This window comes from Microcoleus sp. T3_A4, assembly GCF_036700465.1.
GTDB lineage: Bacteria > Cyanobacteriota > Cyanobacteriia > Cyanobacteriales > Microcoleaceae > Microcoleus.
On the sequence record NZ_JAUBOY010000086.1, the window covers coordinates 1 to 14,661 of the forward strand.

Annotated in this window: 18 protein-coding genes; 12 read left to right on the plus strand and 6 right to left on the minus strand. The window is 45.1% G+C overall.

The window, feature by feature from the left end:
* Window positions 1–73 precede the first annotated feature (73 nt).
* The 7 genes from QUA07_RS28670 to QUA07_RS28700 all read left to right on the plus strand — a co-directional run bounded on the left by QUA07_RS28670 (window position 74) and on the right by QUA07_RS28700 (window position 2,644).
* Window positions 74–475 (plus strand): element excision factor XisH family protein, encoded by a 402-nt coding sequence (locus QUA07_RS28670; RefSeq protein ID WP_333332306.1) that lies wholly within the window; start codon window positions 74–76, stop codon window positions 473–475.
* Complete coding sequence (locus QUA07_RS28675) at window positions 463–798, plus strand: XisI protein (RefSeq protein ID WP_333332309.1); 336 nt, start codon at window positions 463–465, stop codon at window positions 796–798. The genes QUA07_RS28670 and QUA07_RS28675 overlap by 13 nt, the downstream gene beginning before the upstream one ends.
* Window positions 799–1,026: 228 nt before the next feature.
* A complete protein-coding gene (locus tag QUA07_RS28680; protein ID WP_333332312.1) occupies window positions 1,027–1,227 on the plus strand; it encodes a hypothetical protein in 201 nt (66 codons plus the stop codon).
* Window positions 1,218–1,628 carry a type II toxin-antitoxin system VapC family toxin gene (locus tag QUA07_RS28685; RefSeq protein ID WP_333332315.1) on the plus strand — a complete coding sequence of 137 codons (411 nt, stop codon included), beginning with the start codon at window positions 1,218–1,220 and terminating at the stop codon, window positions 1,626–1,628. Before QUA07_RS28680 ends, QUA07_RS28685 begins: the two co-directional genes overlap by 10 nt.
* Window positions 1,629–1,630: 2 nt before the next feature.
* Window positions 1,631–1,834, plus strand: coding sequence for a hypothetical protein (locus tag QUA07_RS28690; protein WP_333332318.1), 204 nt, complete (start codon window positions 1,631–1,633; stop codon window positions 1,832–1,834).
* Window positions 1,813–2,292, plus strand: coding sequence for a DUF433 domain-containing protein (locus QUA07_RS28695; protein ID WP_333332321.1), 480 nt, complete (start codon window positions 1,813–1,815; stop codon window positions 2,290–2,292). Before QUA07_RS28690 ends, QUA07_RS28695 begins: the two co-directional genes overlap by 22 nt.
* Entirely contained in the window at window positions 2,282–2,644 is a 363-nt protein-coding gene (locus tag QUA07_RS28700) for a type II toxin-antitoxin system PemK/MazF family toxin (RefSeq protein WP_333332323.1), read from the plus strand. Before QUA07_RS28695 ends, QUA07_RS28700 begins: the two co-directional genes overlap by 11 nt.
* A 90-nt stretch (window positions 2,645–2,734) precedes the next feature.
* On the opposite strand, the gene QUA07_RS28705 is transcribed toward QUA07_RS28700, so the two are convergent.
* Both QUA07_RS28705 and QUA07_RS28710 read right to left on the minus strand, forming a co-directional pair.
* A complete protein-coding gene (locus QUA07_RS28705) occupies window positions 2,735–3,262 on the minus strand; it encodes a hypothetical protein (protein ID WP_333332325.1) in 528 nt (175 codons plus the stop codon).
* A gap of 33 nt (window positions 3,263–3,295) precedes the next feature.
* Entirely contained in the window at window positions 3,296–3,796 is a 501-nt protein-coding gene (locus QUA07_RS28710; RefSeq protein ID WP_333332328.1) for a hypothetical protein, read from the minus strand.
* Window positions 3,797–4,209: 413 nt separating this feature from the next.
* On the opposite strand from QUA07_RS28710, the gene QUA07_RS28715 reads away from it, so the two are divergent.
* The gene (locus QUA07_RS28715) at window positions 4,210–5,613 is read left to right on the plus strand and encodes an NB-ARC domain-containing protein (RefSeq protein WP_333332331.1); all 1,404 of its coding nucleotides are present in this window, start codon (window positions 4,210–4,212) and stop codon (window positions 5,611–5,613) included.
* 61 nt (window positions 5,614–5,674) lie between these two features.
* On the plus strand, window positions 5,675–6,262 hold the full coding sequence (locus tag QUA07_RS28720) for a Uma2 family endonuclease (protein ID WP_333332334.1): 588 nt from the start codon (window positions 5,675–5,677) through the stop codon (window positions 6,260–6,262).
* Between the two features lie 129 nt (window positions 6,263–6,391).
* On the opposite strand, the gene QUA07_RS28725 is transcribed toward QUA07_RS28720, so the two are convergent.
* The 4 genes from QUA07_RS28725 to QUA07_RS28740 all read right to left on the minus strand — a co-directional run bounded on the left by QUA07_RS28725 (window position 6,392) and on the right by QUA07_RS28740 (window position 9,762).
* On the minus strand, window positions 6,392–7,414 hold the full coding sequence (locus QUA07_RS28725; RefSeq protein ID WP_333332337.1) for an ATP-binding cassette domain-containing protein: 1,023 nt from the start codon (window positions 7,412–7,414) through the stop codon (window positions 6,392–6,394).
* A gap of 583 nt (window positions 7,415–7,997) precedes the next feature.
* A complete protein-coding gene (locus QUA07_RS28730; protein ID WP_015175516.1) occupies window positions 7,998–8,186 on the minus strand; it encodes a hypothetical protein in 189 nt (62 codons plus the stop codon).
* Between the two features lie 349 nt (window positions 8,187–8,535).
* The gene (locus QUA07_RS28735) at window positions 8,536–9,459 is read right to left on the minus strand and encodes a histone deacetylase (RefSeq protein ID WP_333311878.1); all 924 of its coding nucleotides are present in this window, start codon (window positions 9,457–9,459) and stop codon (window positions 8,536–8,538) included.
* A 153-nt stretch (window positions 9,460–9,612) separates the two neighbouring features.
* Window positions 9,613–9,762, minus strand: a complete 150-nt coding sequence (locus tag QUA07_RS28740) for a hypothetical protein (RefSeq protein ID WP_333209537.1) — start codon at window positions 9,760–9,762, stop codon at window positions 9,613–9,615.
* A gap of 93 nt (window positions 9,763–9,855) precedes the next feature.
* Here QUA07_RS28740 and gyrA point away from each other — a divergent pair, with 93 nt between their 5' ends.
* The 3 genes from gyrA to QUA07_RS28755 all read left to right on the plus strand — a co-directional run bounded on the left by gyrA (window position 9,856) and on the right by QUA07_RS28755 (window position 14,583).
* Window positions 9,856–12,552 carry a DNA gyrase subunit A gene (gene gyrA, locus QUA07_RS28745; protein WP_333332340.1) on the plus strand — a complete coding sequence of 899 codons (2,697 nt, stop codon included), beginning with the start codon at window positions 9,856–9,858 and terminating at the stop codon, window positions 12,550–12,552.
* Between the two features lie 191 nt (window positions 12,553–12,743).
* Complete coding sequence (locus QUA07_RS28750) at window positions 12,744–13,043, plus strand: Uma2 family endonuclease (protein WP_333332345.1); 300 nt, start codon at window positions 12,744–12,746, stop codon at window positions 13,041–13,043.
* A gap of 247 nt (window positions 13,044–13,290) precedes the next feature.
* Window positions 13,291–14,583, plus strand: coding sequence for a ribonuclease D (locus QUA07_RS28755; protein ID WP_333332342.1), 1,293 nt, complete (start codon window positions 13,291–13,293; stop codon window positions 14,581–14,583).
* Window positions 14,584–14,661 lie beyond the last annotated feature (78 nt).

Here is a 14,661-nt window from a genome sequence, read left to right on the forward strand (position 1 = left end):
TGAGATTGCACTCACTTTTTTCACTTCTCTATTTTATTGCGATCGCATTCCTCTTTAAAAACTGTCCGGAGTATTGTATCACAATGTTGTCAAAAATGCCCTCATCAAAGACGGATGGAGAATTACCCACGATCCCTTGAGATTAAAATGGGGAATTAAAGATATGTACGTCGATTTGGGCGCAGAGCGGATTTTAAGTGCTGAGAAGGCTGGACAAAAGATAGCTGTAGAAGTCAAAAGTTTTGTGGGCGCATCAGACATGAATGACCTGGAGAATGCGCTGGGTCAATATTTAGTTTACCGTTCTGTTATCGCTAGAACTGAACCAGATCGAAAGCTCTATCTAGCTATTACACAATCAGTTTTTAGTGAACTATTGTCTGAACCACTCGGTCAAATTATTAGAGCAGATTATCAAGTATGTTTAATCGTTTTTTCTGAAAAAAATGAGGAGATAGTACAATGGGAACCTTAGAAAATTATCGTCGCATTATCAAAAAAATTCTGACTGAATATGCTCAAATACCTTATGCTTATGGAGATATTCAGATCGAAACGGTTTTTGATAGCGATTCCGACCGTTATTTGCTAATGATATTGGGACGTGAAAACGATATCAGAGTTCACGGATGTTTAGTTCATGTTGATATTATTGAGGGAAAAATTTGGATTCAAAGAGATGGAACTGAACAGGGAATTGCCAATGAGTTAGTAGCGGGGGGAATCCCCAAAGAACAGATTGTTTTGGGATTTCGTTCTCCCAATATTCGGCAGTACACGGGATTTGCTGTCAGTTAAATAGTAGTTTTGGGAGCATGGTAGGCTAGATCGATATTGCCATAGGGGAAAGATTGGGTCGATCGCACTTACTCTGACAGTGTTATTCTAGACCAGGAAGATAGAGAATGGCAAGAATTAGAGGCAGGAGATGCAATTGACTGCTAAAGTAGAGTATGAGTAGTTACTTATTAAGGGCGATCGCAGTAGCTCGATCGATTAACCAGCCACTATCGGAGTGTTTGATTTATGCTAATTGAGAAGATCGTTCAAGAACTACAAGACATTCCCGAAGACAAACTTGCAGAAATCTATGACTTGATTCACTACTTTCGCCTCGGATTAGGACGAGAACAGCCACAGCCTCGCACGCCTGGTTTACTGACAGGAAAACTCGGTGATGCTTTTTTTGAGCCCCTACCAGAAGAGGAACTCGAACAATGGGAATAAGCTATCTCATTGACACCCATATCCTGTTGTGGTGGCTTTTTGACGACCCCAAACTCAATGCCCAATGCCGCGACATCATTCGCAACCCGGATTTTAATATCATTGTCAGCACTGTTTCAGCCTGGGAAATAGCCACCAAATATCGCATCGGTAAACTTCCCGAAGCCAAACAGATTGTTGGGGAATATTCGCAAATCCTCCACCGATCGCAATTTATCGAACTAGCTATAACTTCAGCCCATGCCCTTCGCGCTGGCAGCCTGCCTATTCCCCACCGCGATCCGTTTGACCGGATGATTATGGCACAAGCTGAACTCGAAAATTTACCAGTTATTACTTACGATACAGCTTTTCATACGGGACTGATTGAAGTTATTCCCGCCGCCGAATCAAGATCGTGAGCATGGAAATGGCGATTCCCTTCGGGATAGCTTCGCTTCACGCACTTTTTAGCGATCGCAGACGAAAGAGAGTTAATGGGGATGGGATAAGGGCGATCGCACTTTGGGAAAGGAAGGGCGATCGCTCTTGCTGTGACAGTGCTATCCTAGATAAGAGAGCGATCGGAATAGGGAGGAAAAAATCTTGTCAACTATCACCGATATAGGAACTCTAATTAGCCGTCAGCCTGACATACATGGTGGCTGTCCAATTATTGCCGGAACGGGTGTTACAGTCCGGCGCATTGCTATTTGGTACAAGCAAAGTTTGAGTGCAGAAGAAATTGCTGATCGCATCGGGCATTTAACTCTCACCCAAGTCTATGCAGCTTTGACTTATTACCATGCTAACCGAGAGGAAATTGATGCTGATATTGCAGCGGAAGCAGCAGAGGGCGATCGAATAGAAGCATTGAATTCTCAGCGTAAGATTCAAAAGCAGCCGACGGATATAGCTTTGGAAATACCAACAGTAGCACATTATCCCAGTCGCCGAGAATTTATGAAATTACCGCTGGAAGAGAGGGGAAGGATTTTAGAAAGACAAGCTGAGGCAATGTTGCAACATTACCGGGAAGATAGAGAATGGCAAGAATTAGAAGCAGGAGATTTAATTGACTACTAACTCTCCTTCTTCTAAACGGGGTGATATTTGGTTGGCTAATTTTGACCCAACACTGGGAGCCGAAATAAAAAAAATTCGTCCGGCTGTAGTGGTAAGTTCTGATAATGTTGGTAAGTTACCAGTGAAACTGGCTGCACCTATCACAGATTGGAAAGAATATTATGCTGGTAATATCTGGCACGTTAAGATTGAGCCAGATATTGCTAATGGTTTAACGAAAGTTTCGGCAGTAGATGTGTTGCAATTGCGGGGTATGGATGTACAAAGATTCATTCGTAAAATAGGAGAACTTTCGACTACTGATATGGAGGAAATTGCGAGGGCGATTGTGGCTGTAGTAGAGTATCAGTAGTTATTTATCAAGAGCGATCGCACTTGGTTTAAGTAAGGGCGATCGCTGACTTACAACTTAGCATTCGCAGGTTACGCAGTCAGAAGGCAGTTATGGTTTAGCAGCTTTAACCACATCCTCAACCATTTTAATCGCCTCTTTGATTGCAATTTGACCGCTTTCTACGGCGCTAATTAAATCCTGAGCGTCTTTCGGGCTAATTAAATCCAGCCTGACGGGTTCTTTCAAGGAAACAATAAATTTAGTTTTATCGCTGTCTTCCAGCTTGGAGGCTCTTTCTTTGGCTTCAACATCTCTTAGCTGTTCTTTTAAGTTTTTAAGCATTTCTGCTTGTTTTCCCTCATTAAAATTGCCATCAAATATTCGTTTTACCCCTACAAGAGCAGCAGCACCTAAAGCTGCACCACCCACAACTAATCCTACGGGAGGTGCAACGGTTATTAACCCAAATAGAAATGATGCACCACCGAAAGCTGCCACCGCCGCACCGGCACTGACAGCCCCCACTACACCAATGCCAATCTCTGCTAAAATCCCTAATTTATCGTGTGGGTTTTTTTCCAGTTGCTCAATTGCCTTCATAATTTGCTCTTTGGTTGGCGTTTTATTGGCCGACATATTAAACCTCAATCTTTTTGCTAATTTGGGCAGTTAAGCAGTGATGACGTTGCGGAAAATTGTATTGAAAACGTCTATCAGTAATTGAAAAAAATCTTTGGCAATCTCAATAATCTCTTGAACAATTCCAATAATTCCATCAGACACCTCTTTGCCTCGATCGAGTCGGTGGCCGGCTATTGCACCAATTGGGATACCCAGCGCTGTTGCCAAAGGTTCTAATAACGGGCCGACAAATGGTATCGAACTTGCCAAAATTCTTACAGCGACACCAACAGCAACCCCTATCGCTAAATGGGGATGCGCTTTGACAAATTCTATGATTTTAAGGAGGAGAATTTTGCCGATGAGTAAAACTTTGTTAGCAGCTTTTTTCGTGTATGTGGCAAGTTCATGCAGCCGGATAGAGACTTCATGTGGCAAGCCGATATCATTTAACCAAACATACAAGTCGCTGCTACTCATTGCATCAGCATCGACTTGCCAGAGAGCCATTTTTAAATTAGCTTGTGGTAGGGATAATGCACTAGACATAATTTTTTATCCTTTTGGAAATTACCAAGTTTTTACGAACATTTCACGAGGCGAAAAGCCCCTAAACCTCTTGCAATTATTAAAAAAGCTGGTTGATAAAAAAGCAAACCCAGGCGGATTAACATCGGCACTCCTACCCATGTCAAAACTAAGGGCAAAACTAATTTATGAGCCTTTTTATTTACTTCTTTGCTCACGGACGCAACCACATTTTAAGCAATTTCTTGCTTTAATGCCCCTCATTAAAAAGTTTAACTTTAATTTTTATGTATTGTCCAGTAGGAGAATGTCACAATTGGCCAGTAGTTGATAAAATTAGCTAGCCGTTAAAAGTCACATTTTGCCATCCTTAGTCAGAAAAAGTCAGAAAAAGTCTGGTACAATAGATAAAACCTCCTACATTTACCCAATAAATGGATGTTCAAGAACTCTTAAGGTTGGCCGATGGCTTGGTGTTCACTAAGACGGGCAAACACCTAGACGATCTGCAACAGGCAGTAGTACGGGGAACTTGGCAAGGTAAAAGATACTCCGAAATTTCCAAAGAGGTTCATTGTACTGAACGCCATGTCAGAAATGTTGCCTCAAAGTTATGGCAAATTCTTTCAAAAATCTTAGAGGAAGATGTTAATAAATCCAATTTTAGCTCCACAATGGAAAGATATGAAATCTCTAAAATTTCAAATTCTGGTTATTTTAACCTTGTCCACAAAGGGAATATAAACGTCTGCACAGAAACCTCGCACCCTCCAAAAACTCCACAACACTCACCGCCTGCACAAACCTCAAATGAAGACGACACCCAACAAAAACCGCGACTTGATTTAAGAGACGCACCGGAGATCAAAACCTTCTACAACTACCCCAACTCACCTCTCACCGCCCTCGAAAACTCGATCGCCCGCCAAAACTGCCGCCTCCTCACCATCACAGGCATGGCAGGCACCGGCAAAAGTGCGATCGCCCGTAACCTCATCCCCCAAATTCAAACTCAATTCGATCGCATCATCTGGCTCAGTCTCCGCACCTCCCCACCCCTCGAAACAACCCTCAAAACCCTCATTCAATTTCTCTCAAATCAACCAGAAAGTAACCTTCCCACCAACACCGATGCTCAATTGTCAATCCTCATAGAAGCATTGCGCGACAATCGCTGTCTAATCCTCCTAGATGACGTGCAGCAAATTCTCAGCAGCGGGCAACTTGCAGGAAATTATAAACCCGGATATGAAAATTACGGAACCCTATTTAAACTCATAGGTGAAATTCCCCACAACAGTTGTTTAATCCTCAATAGTTGGGAACCTCCCTCAGACATCATCACATTCACCGACGATAATTCAGCAGTACGTTTATTGCAGTTAACCGGTTTAGGTGAAACAGCAAAAGAAATTCTTAGAGAAAAAGGTTTATTGGATGAAGAAAGATGGCCAGACTTGATTAACATTTATCAAGGCAATCCCCTCTGGTTAAAATTAGTCGCTCAAACCATTAACAACTTATTTAGCGGTAGAGTATCTCAATATTTGAGTTTTCAACCAGTATTTTTAGGTGATGAATTGACACCAATATTGCAGCAGCACTATCAGCGGTTGTCTGAAATAGAAAAACAGGCTATTTCGCAACTTAGTAATGAAATCGAACCTGTTTCGTTTCCCCAATTTATGGCAAAATGTCAAGGTTCGCAGCGCGAATTATGTCAAGCAATTCAATCTTTATCAAGACGGGGAATGATCGAAAAAATGAGCTGTGAATCTGAAATAGTTTTCACGATGCCACCTGTGTTAAAACAGTATGTAAAAATGGTGGCAGAATAGTTTTAAATATCTAGCTAAATGAGATAAAATCACGATCGCAACTCCTACCCAACTTAAACTAATGCTCACTTTCGATCGATTCATCAAGCAACTGCCAGATGAAAACGGACGCTATGAACTGGTTAATGGAGAAATTGTCAAAACTTTACCAACAATAAGACAGCACGAAAATGTAGCTGATTTTATTGAAAATACGTTCCAATACGAGGTAAAAATACTCAACCTGAATTACAGGGTATCTGGCAGAATTGTAGTCAGGACATTACTCTCAAATGGTAAAGAACAAGGCCGACATCCTGATATTACCGTAGTAGATAAAACCCTCTGGGAATCCCAACCTTTCGCCCCCTCAGCCCTAACTGAACCCCCACAATTAGTTGTAGAAGTTGTCTCAACAAATTGGGAAGATGATTATATCGATAAGCTGGATGAATATCAGCGGCTGGGAATTTATGAATATTGGATTGTCGATTATTTAGCTTTGGGTAGCAGAAACTATTTGGGCAACCCGAAAGAGCCGACTGTTTTTGTTTACCTGCTTGATGAAAATGGCGTTTATAAAATGACGGCTTACCGAGGAACTGAGCGAATTATATCTCGAACTTTCCCCGAATTAGCATTGACAGCAGAGCAAGTTTTGGATGTATGATATCAAATTCAGCTTAAATATCGGCTTATCTCGTTTATGAACAGGCAAGATGCCTGTTCCACAAGAAAATTTACTCTTTGTGGAACAGGCATCTTGCCTGTTTCTGACGAACTTTTCCCTTCCCTCAAACTACGATCGCATCGCCTGTTTTTGCTCCGCCTTCAAATCGCGGTTGCTAGCAGCAGCCAACTCCGCATCCAACAGCGTCTTACCAGTCGCAGCCAAATACACATCATCCAAACTCGGCCGAGATTGAGCAATCCCAAAAGTAGGAAGTCCCGCATCTTTTAAAGCTTGCTGAATAGTCACCAGCGCATCGCTTTGCGGTGTTACTACTAAATTGAGAGAATTTCCTTGAGCCGCGTTGACAATTACTTCCTGCACAAAAGGCAAAGATTGCATTAAAGTTTTGGCTTTTTCCGCTTCTTCGATCGGCGAAAACTCCCGAATCCGCAGAGTCACCCGATCGCCCCCAACCCGATTTTTCAACTCCTCCGGCGTGCCCTCAGCAATCACCGTACCCTTGTCAATAATCGCCACGCGATCGGCCAAAGCGTCAACTTCTTCGAGATAATGGCTGGTAATCAAAACCGTAGTACCTTCCTCCCGCAAGCGCCGCAGGAAATCCCACACCACCACCCGACTTTCAATATCCAGCCCGACAGTCGGTTCGTCTAACACCAAAACATCAGGCTGATGCAGCAACCCAGCAGCTAAGTCAAGCCGTTTGCGGATACCGCCGGAATAAGTACCCGTCTTTTTATTTTCCCACTCCTCCAAACCGAGGAGTTTCACCATTTCGTCAATCCGCCCTTTAATCCTAGGGCGCGGCAAATGGTAAAGCGCTGCTTGCAGTTGCAGGAGTTCCCGCCCCGTCAGCACCTTATCAAGAGCCACTTCTTGGGCGACGTAGCCGAGTCTTTGTCTAGCAATTCTCGGCTGACTGACAGCAGAAATGCCAGACACTTCAATGCGTCCGCTATCGGGCGCACTCAAAGTACAAAGTACCCGCAGGGTTGTGGTTTTGCCTGCACCGTTGGGGCCTAGCAAACCAAATATTTCCCCCGGTTCTACCTTGAAGGAAACATCTTTAACGGCTTCTACAGTGCCGTAGCGTTTCTGAAGATTTTCAATTAAAACGGCGGGAGCCATATATTTTGGGGATGAACTGGTTGTTAATATTTTGACACTTCCGGGCTCAAATTGCCGGAATGGTCGATCGACCAATGCGACTGGCTGTGCTGGTAACGATCGCACACTCCTCCTCAACGGGAAACTGCCTATAGTTTTGATTCTTAATATCAGTTTAAAAAAAATTAACTTTATAGCCGTTTTCAACCCTGATATTCATCAGTTTTCCCACTCTCCAATCTCCCCTCTCAAATCCCAAAAATTATGAGTCTTGAGTTAATTATAACTTTTCAGTTAACAACTCAAAACTCACAAGTTTTCAACAAGTAGAGATGCACCCGAAACCTGTTATTTTTTAATTATCTCTACCTATAGGCAGATGTGTAGCGAGATTTTGATAATTAACACACTGGTCAAACACATCACACTTTCGAGCCAACTATTAAACACAAAAAACTTCCCTACTTGGCAAGTTCTACTTGTAACGAGTTCCCAAAAAATGTAACTGTAGGACCGTGATCTCAACCCCGATAGTTATGAGTAATTACCAATTCTTTAATCGAAAATGGTATTAACTCCCCTAAAGGGAGTGCCTGCCACGTCTTTAATCGACAATTTTTACCCAACCGCGGCGCACGTTATACAGCAGTCGGTTGATGATGGCATACTCATCTTCATTCAGTGTTCTTTCTAAGAGTGCAGATCTGAGCTGTCTCCGGTCGTGGCGAGTCACGACGCTGGAGAACATGACCTGACCAAATAACTCTTCGAGTGTCATTTGGGATACTGACATGATAAACCTCCTAGTTGATTGAGACAGATAAAATTTTAACAGGCTTGTTGTATTTGTATTATGCACTCTGAGAGCGACTTCAAAGGCGATCGAACACATTGACACGGTGTGATTTTTTGGTTAAAAATCTGTGACCAAGACTTTGATGACAAGTGACTTGGATCTCTTAAATTGGTGATGCTTGTCACTAAAGTCAGGAGACAGTTGACAGTTGACAGTTGACAGTTGATCGAGGGAAGAAGCCCGATCGCCCGATCGCCAAATCTAAGCTTCGCCCATCGCCCTCAACAACTCTCCATCCCGTCCTCACCGCTTCTCAACCTTATTTTTCCCTATGCCAATTTTCCAGCTAATTGAGGCATCGGTCAATAGTCGCCACAACCGACTCGGCCAACTCTTTCAGCGCGTAACCCCCCTCCAAACCAAAAGCTATGCGGCGGGTGAGTTGCAGGCAGTATCCGGTGAAAGTACCGAAATCTGACGGCATCAGAGTCATGCTCGCCAGCGGATCAGACGCAGTAGCGTCATAACCAGCGCTGACAATCAACAAATCCGGTTCAAATTTTGACAAAAAAGGCACGACAAGAGATTCAAAGGCGCTCAGGTATTCAGCTATGCCGCTGCCGGGATACAGGGGAATGTTCAGCACGTTGTCGTAGGCACCGCGCTCCTCGGCATCTCCAGTTCCCGGATAGCACGGAGATTGATGCAGGGAACAGTAGGCAATTTGGCGGCAGCTTTCCACCAAAGATTGAGTGCCGTTGCCGTGGTGCACGTCCCAGTCGAGGACAGCGACGCGGTTGATTCCCGGCTGTTCCAAGGCGTAGTGAGCGGCGATCGCAGCATTGGAAAACAAGCAAAAACCCATCGCGCGGGCGTTTTCGGCGTGGTGTCCCGGTGGCCTGGCCAGCACAAAAGCCGGTTCCCCCGCAGCCACCACTCGATCGACCCCATCGAGCCAAGCACTCGCCGCTAGAAGCGCTACATCGTAACTTTCAGCAGAAATCGGCGTATCACCGTCGAGGTAGCCACCTCCCCGATGAGCCAAATGTTCGACTTCTTTGATGTATCTTTGCGAGTGAACTTTTTTGATAGCCGAGAACAGTTGTTGTTCGCGCTGCGCCACTGGGGTGGGCAGTTGCCACTCAATTTGAGCCGCCCAAGGAGCAGCTTTCAGAGCGTTGACGATCGCCGTTAAACGTTCTGGTCGCTCTGGGTGAAGCATTCCAGTCTTGTGCAGCAAGAAATCTTCGGAGTAGATGACGGGTAGCATCGGCTGATTTTAGATTTTAGATTTTAGATTTTAGATTTTTAGTTTGCTTTAAGAAGGCCTTCGGTTTTGTGAAATTACAATTGCGATCGGGAAACCCTTTTCTTTTTTTAGATAACCCTCAAAAAAACTCACCAAAGCATGAAAGCCTTCCCCCTAAAAAACCATTTCTAGCTTTTGCCAATTGATGACTAAATCACCAACTGCCAACTTACGAATTTCCCTTGTTTCGCCCATTAATTTTTCTGGCAACTTTCCCATAAATTCAAAGGCAAATTGTGATATAATTTCAGGAGTAATTTGCAATATTTGGCAGCTCTACTGAATCCAAACCGATTTTATCGCATTTTTGAGATTTATAGCGGTCAAATTTAAATTTTTAACGGAGTTTTTCAACCTATGAGTATCTCTGAGTCGCGGATAATCCCGACGGATCTGGGTAATGAGATGTCCCGATCGTACTTGGAATACGCCATGAGCGTAATTGTCGGTCGGGCGCTACCAGATGCCAGGGACGGTCTCAAGCCCGTTCACCGACGCATTCTCTACGCCATGAACGAATTGGGCTTGACTCCCGATCGACCTTTCCGCAAATGCGCCCGCGTCGTGGGGGAGGTGCTGGGCAAGTATCACCCGCACGGAGATACAGCAGTTTATGACGCCCTGGTGCGGATGGCTCAGGATTTTTCCATGCGGGAACGCCTGATCAACGGCCACGGCAACTTCGGCTCCGTTGACAACGACCCGCCCGCTGCCATGCGGTACACCGAATGTCGCCTCACAGCTTTGACTAGCGACTCCATGCTGCGCGACATCGACTCGGAAACAGTTGATTTCGGCGACAACTTCGACGGTTCCCAGCAAGAACCCCTCGTACTCCCGGCACGCATCCCCCAAATTTTGCTCAACGGTTCATCGGGGATTGCTGTAGGGATGGCCACCAACATTCCGCCGCACAATTTAGGCGAAATAATTGACGGTTTAGTAGCACTAATTCACAATCCAGCAATTACTGACCTGGAATTGATGCAGTACATCCCCGGCCCGGACTTTCCCACCGGAGGGCAAATTCTGGGTAGAGGCGGCATTCGCGATGCTTACACCACCGGGCGCGGTTCGATTACAATGCGCGGAGTCGCCGGCATTGAAACCATCGAACATCCCGGCCGCCCCGACAAAGAAGCAATTATTATCACCGAATTGCCTTACCAAACAAACAAGGCAGCGCTAATTGAGAAAATTGCCGAACTTGTCAACGACAAAAGATTAGATGGGATTTCCGACATTCGCGACGAAAGCGATAGAGACGGAATGCGGATCGTCATCGAGCTCAAGCGCGACGCCTATCCCCGCGTCGTCCTCAATAACCTCTACAAACAAACACCCCTCCAAGCCAACTTTGGAGCCAATATGTTAGCGCTAGTAAATGGGGAACCCCAACTACTTACGCTCTCCCAATTCCTCAATGTCTTCCTAGACTTCCGCATTGAGACAATTACTCGCCGGACTCAATACGAACTCCGCAAAGCAGAAGAACGCGACCACCTTCTGCAAGGCTTATTAATTGCCCTAGACAACTTAGATGCAATTATTCACCTAATTCGCGCCGCTGCCGACTCCGCCGCAGCGAAACAAGAATTGATGGATAATTACGGTCTTTCTGAACAGCAATCCGACGCAATTCTGCAAATGCAGCTCCGGCGTTTGACAGCATTAGAAGCGCAAAAAATTCAGCAAGAGCACGAAGAATTGCGCGCTAAAATTGCCGATTTGGAAGATATCTTAGCGCGCCGGGAACGCATCTTAGAAATCGCCGAATTTGAAGCAGTCGAAATCCAAACCAAAATCGCCACTCCTAGACGCAGCGTCATCGAACACGCCGAAGGAGAAATCGATGAAAGAGATTTAATTGCCAACGAACAAGCAATTATTCTGATCACAGAGCAAGGCTACATCAAGCGGATGCCTGTCAGCACTTTCGAGGCCCAAAGTCGCGCTACTCGCGGCAAAGCAGGCGCGAAAATGAAAGAAGACGACGGAGTAGAACATTTCCTTTCCTGCTGCGATCACGATAGCGTTTTGTTCTTCAGCGACAGGGGCGTAGTTTACTCTGTCAAAGCTTATCAAATCCCCGTCTGTTCCCGGACTGCCCGCGGCACTCCCGTGGTGCAACTGCTGCCGATTCCTATAGAAGAAAAAATCACTTCTATGGTGTCAGTCACAGAATTCACCAGCGAAGAATACTTGGTCATGCTGACTCGCGGCGGCTACATTAAGAAAACCGCACTTTCCGCTTTTGGCAACATCCGCACTAATGGATTAATCGCGATTTCTCTAGAAGAAGGCGACCAACTGCGCTGGGTACGGAGAGCAAAAGTGGGTGACAGCATCATCATCGGTACGCGCCAAGGCATGGCAATTCATTTCCGCACCAATCACGAACAGTTGCGCCCAGTCGGCCGCGCGACGCGGGGAGTAAAATCAATGAAATTGCGATCGGGCGATGAGTTGATTAGCATGGACATTTTGCCGAGTTCAATTGTTGCCGAAATTGCTGAATTGGAAACGGAAGACTCCGAATTTGAGGGAGCTAATATTGCTCAATTAGAAACGGACGAAGCGGAATTTGAAGGGGCAGAAAGTGCTGAATTGGAAACGGAAGATGAAGAATTAGAACTGCAAGCCGAGGAAAGTGAAGGCGAAGATGTCGAAGAAATTTCGGCAGTTAGCAGCGAAGTTCCTTCGGTGTTGGTAATTACCACCAACGGCTATGGCAAGCGGGTTCCTGTTTCTCAATTCCGCCTACAAAGACGGGCTGGCAAGGGATTGACGGCTACTAAATTCAAGTCGAAAAAGGGTAAGGATCAGGTAGCTGCCCTGCGAATTGTCAACGAAGATGACGAATTGATGATCATTACCAACCGAGGTATTATTATCCGTCAGGCTGTGAGTGCAATTTCCACCCAATCCCGCACAGCAACCGGTGTGCGGGTGCAGCGGTTAGATGAGGATGATTCGATCGTAGCTGTGGCTTTAGTGCCGCCTGCTGGTGAAGAATCGGCGGAAGAATTGGAATCTGAGGAAGTGGCAGAATAGTCATAGGTTAATAGTTTGTAAGGTGCGCGCTGCGTACCTTACTGCTGAATGGTAAAAATGCGATAACTGGTTTCCAGGCTCTGCCTGGGAACCGATGTAAGCGAGGCTCTGCCTCGATTGCGCTTGCGATCGGGAAAATTGGAGGCAGAGCCTCCTGATCTGCGTACCCAGGCTCTGCCTGGGTACGAGTAATTGCCCCAGATTTAGCGATTGAAATTGCCGACAGTTCTCTTGTTGACGATTTGGGGACAAAAAGAATGATTTATGAAGAATTAGGAGTGTCTGAGTATTGGGTAGTAGACGTACAAAAAGCGCAAGTTATTGCTTTCAAAATAATTGCTAACCGGGGAAGCGAACGGCTGACGGAATCTCACGTTTTGCCGGGGCTAAAAGTTGCTTTATTAGAGGAAGGTTTGCGCCGCAGTCGCCAGACGGACAATACAGAAGTAGGCAACTGGTTTTTAGAGGAAGTTCGCGGGAATCGTCAATAGTGCGATCGACTCCATTCTTTTTTTAACTGCAGGCTAGAAACTCGGTTGCACTTGTGACCACGAAAATTGGAGGCAGAGCCTCCTGATATGCGTCCCCAGGCAGAGCCTCGGTACGAGTAAGAAACCGGGTTTCTGCGCGTGTCCAGGACACGGAAAAGCCATGTCCGGCGCTTGAATCGTTGACAATCGAGCCGATAATTGCTATAGCATAATAGAATTAAAAAGTTAATAGCAAAATTATCTAAAAATGCCTTATTTAACAGCAGCAAACGACATCAAAGCACTCATCGCTAAATTTTCGCAAGCTAAAATCCTGTGGGTGGATACAGAAATCGCTGACTATAAATCCAACCCCAGATTATCTCTGATTCAGGTGTTAGCTGACTCCACAGATTCGACGGGAGATGCCACTTTTCTACTAGATGTCTTGGATAAACCTGAATTGGAAAAAGATTTCATCAACCAAATCATGGTGAATCCAAATATTGAAAAAGTATTGCACAACGCCAGCTATGACATCCGATTTTTAGGCAATGATGAGGCTCTAAATGTCACTTGCACATTAAAAATGGCGAGAAAGATTCCCACTTACATTCTGCCCTTACCTAATCGAAAACTCAAAACTTTAATAGAAACACTTTGCGGCATTGCTTATGTAGATAAAACAGAACAAAGCGGCGATTGGGCAAAGCGTCCCCTCACCCAGAAGCAGCTAGAATATGCCAAGATGGACGCGGTTTATTTAGCTGGAGTGCATCGCCGCCTGCTAGAAATCCTTGCCCAATGTTACCCCGAACCCGCAACGGAAAACTTGACAGCATTGGGCGAAAAATATCAGGAAATAGAATCTCGGTGGAAGCCGCTAGATTCAGAAATCGCTGAAGTGAAAGAACGCATTAAAGCAGGGATGCTGGCGCAAAATCTCAAAGATAGTTCTTATTTTGAGCTTTCCAGTTCGATAACGATGAAAGTAGATTTTATGACGCTGGCCAGACTGACGCAAACTGAGGGAATTGAGTTAAATTTTCCGGTAACGCTGACGAAAGAAATTCAAAAACAGTTAGGCCAACTCATCGCCGATCCCTCTTTGGAAGTTGAGGAGATTGCTAGTTGGCGGTTAAATTCTAATGTACAGCAACGGCGGAAATCCACTAAGAAAATTGCGCCGGAACCGGAGAGTGACGATTTAACAGCATTGGGGGAAAGGTACAAAGAAATTTTGCCTGAATGGAAGTTGCTGGATTCAGAAGTTGAGCATCTGAAAGAGCGCATTAAAAAAGCAATGTTGGTGCAAGATAAGGAAAATACTCCCGATTTTAAGTTATCCAGTTCCTCGATTTTGAAGGTAGATTTTGCTAGGTTGGCAAAACTTGCGCTATCTGTGGGAGTTGAGTTAGATTTTATGGTGACGCTGACTCAATACATCCAAAAGCGGTTAGGGGATGCGATTAACAAAATTGATGTGCAAATTGAGTATATTACGAGTTGGCGGATGACGGCTAAGACTGTGGAAGATGAAGATGAGGAAATTCCGTTTTAAGTAGGGCTTGCTGAATATATCGAGCGCATATTACGTGGGCTGGGTTAAGAGAGCGTGCGATCGAGAGTAAAGTCGCCG

Bases quoted from the DNA above. Each gene is read 5' to 3' on its own strand.
- QUA07_RS28675 (WP_333332309.1), top strand. From the start codon at position 463: ATGGGAACCTTAGAAAATTATCGTCGCATTATCAAAAAAATTCTGACT.
- QUA07_RS28680 (WP_333332312.1), top strand. From the start codon at position 1,027: ATGCTAATTGAGAAGATCGTTCAAGAACTACAAGACATTCCCGAAGAC.
- QUA07_RS28685 (WP_333332315.1), top strand. From the start codon at position 1,218: ATGGGAATAAGCTATCTCATTGACACCCATATCCTGTTGTGGTGGCTT.
- QUA07_RS28690 (WP_333332318.1), top strand. From the start codon at position 1,631: ATGGAAATGGCGATTCCCTTCGGGATAGCTTCGCTTCACGCACTTTTT.
- QUA07_RS28705 (WP_333332325.1), bottom strand. From the start codon at position 3,262: ATGTCGGCCAATAAAACGCCAACCAAAGAGCAAATTATGAAGGCAATT.
- QUA07_RS28710 (WP_333332328.1), bottom strand. From the start codon at position 3,796: ATGTCTAGTGCATTATCCCTACCACAAGCTAATTTAAAAATGGCTCTC.
- QUA07_RS28715 (WP_333332331.1), top strand. From the start codon at position 4,210: ATGGATGTTCAAGAACTCTTAAGGTTGGCCGATGGCTTGGTGTTCACT.
- QUA07_RS28720 (WP_333332334.1), top strand. From the start codon at position 5,675: ATGCTCACTTTCGATCGATTCATCAAGCAACTGCCAGATGAAAACGGA.
- QUA07_RS28725 (WP_333332337.1), bottom strand. From the start codon at position 7,414: ATGGCTCCCGCCGTTTTAATTGAAAATCTTCAGAAACGCTACGGCACT.
- QUA07_RS28730 (WP_015175516.1), bottom strand. From the start codon at position 8,186: ATGTCAGTATCCCAAATGACACTCGAAGAGTTATTTGGTCAGGTCATG.
- QUA07_RS28735 (WP_333311878.1), bottom strand. From the start codon at position 9,459: ATGCTACCCGTCATCTACTCCGAAGATTTCTTGCTGCACAAGACTGGA.
- gyrA (WP_333332340.1), top strand. From the start codon at position 9,856: ATGAGTATCTCTGAGTCGCGGATAATCCCGACGGATCTGGGTAATGAG.
- QUA07_RS28755 (WP_333332342.1), top strand. From the start codon at position 13,291: ATGCCTTATTTAACAGCAGCAAACGACATCAAAGCACTCATCGCTAAA.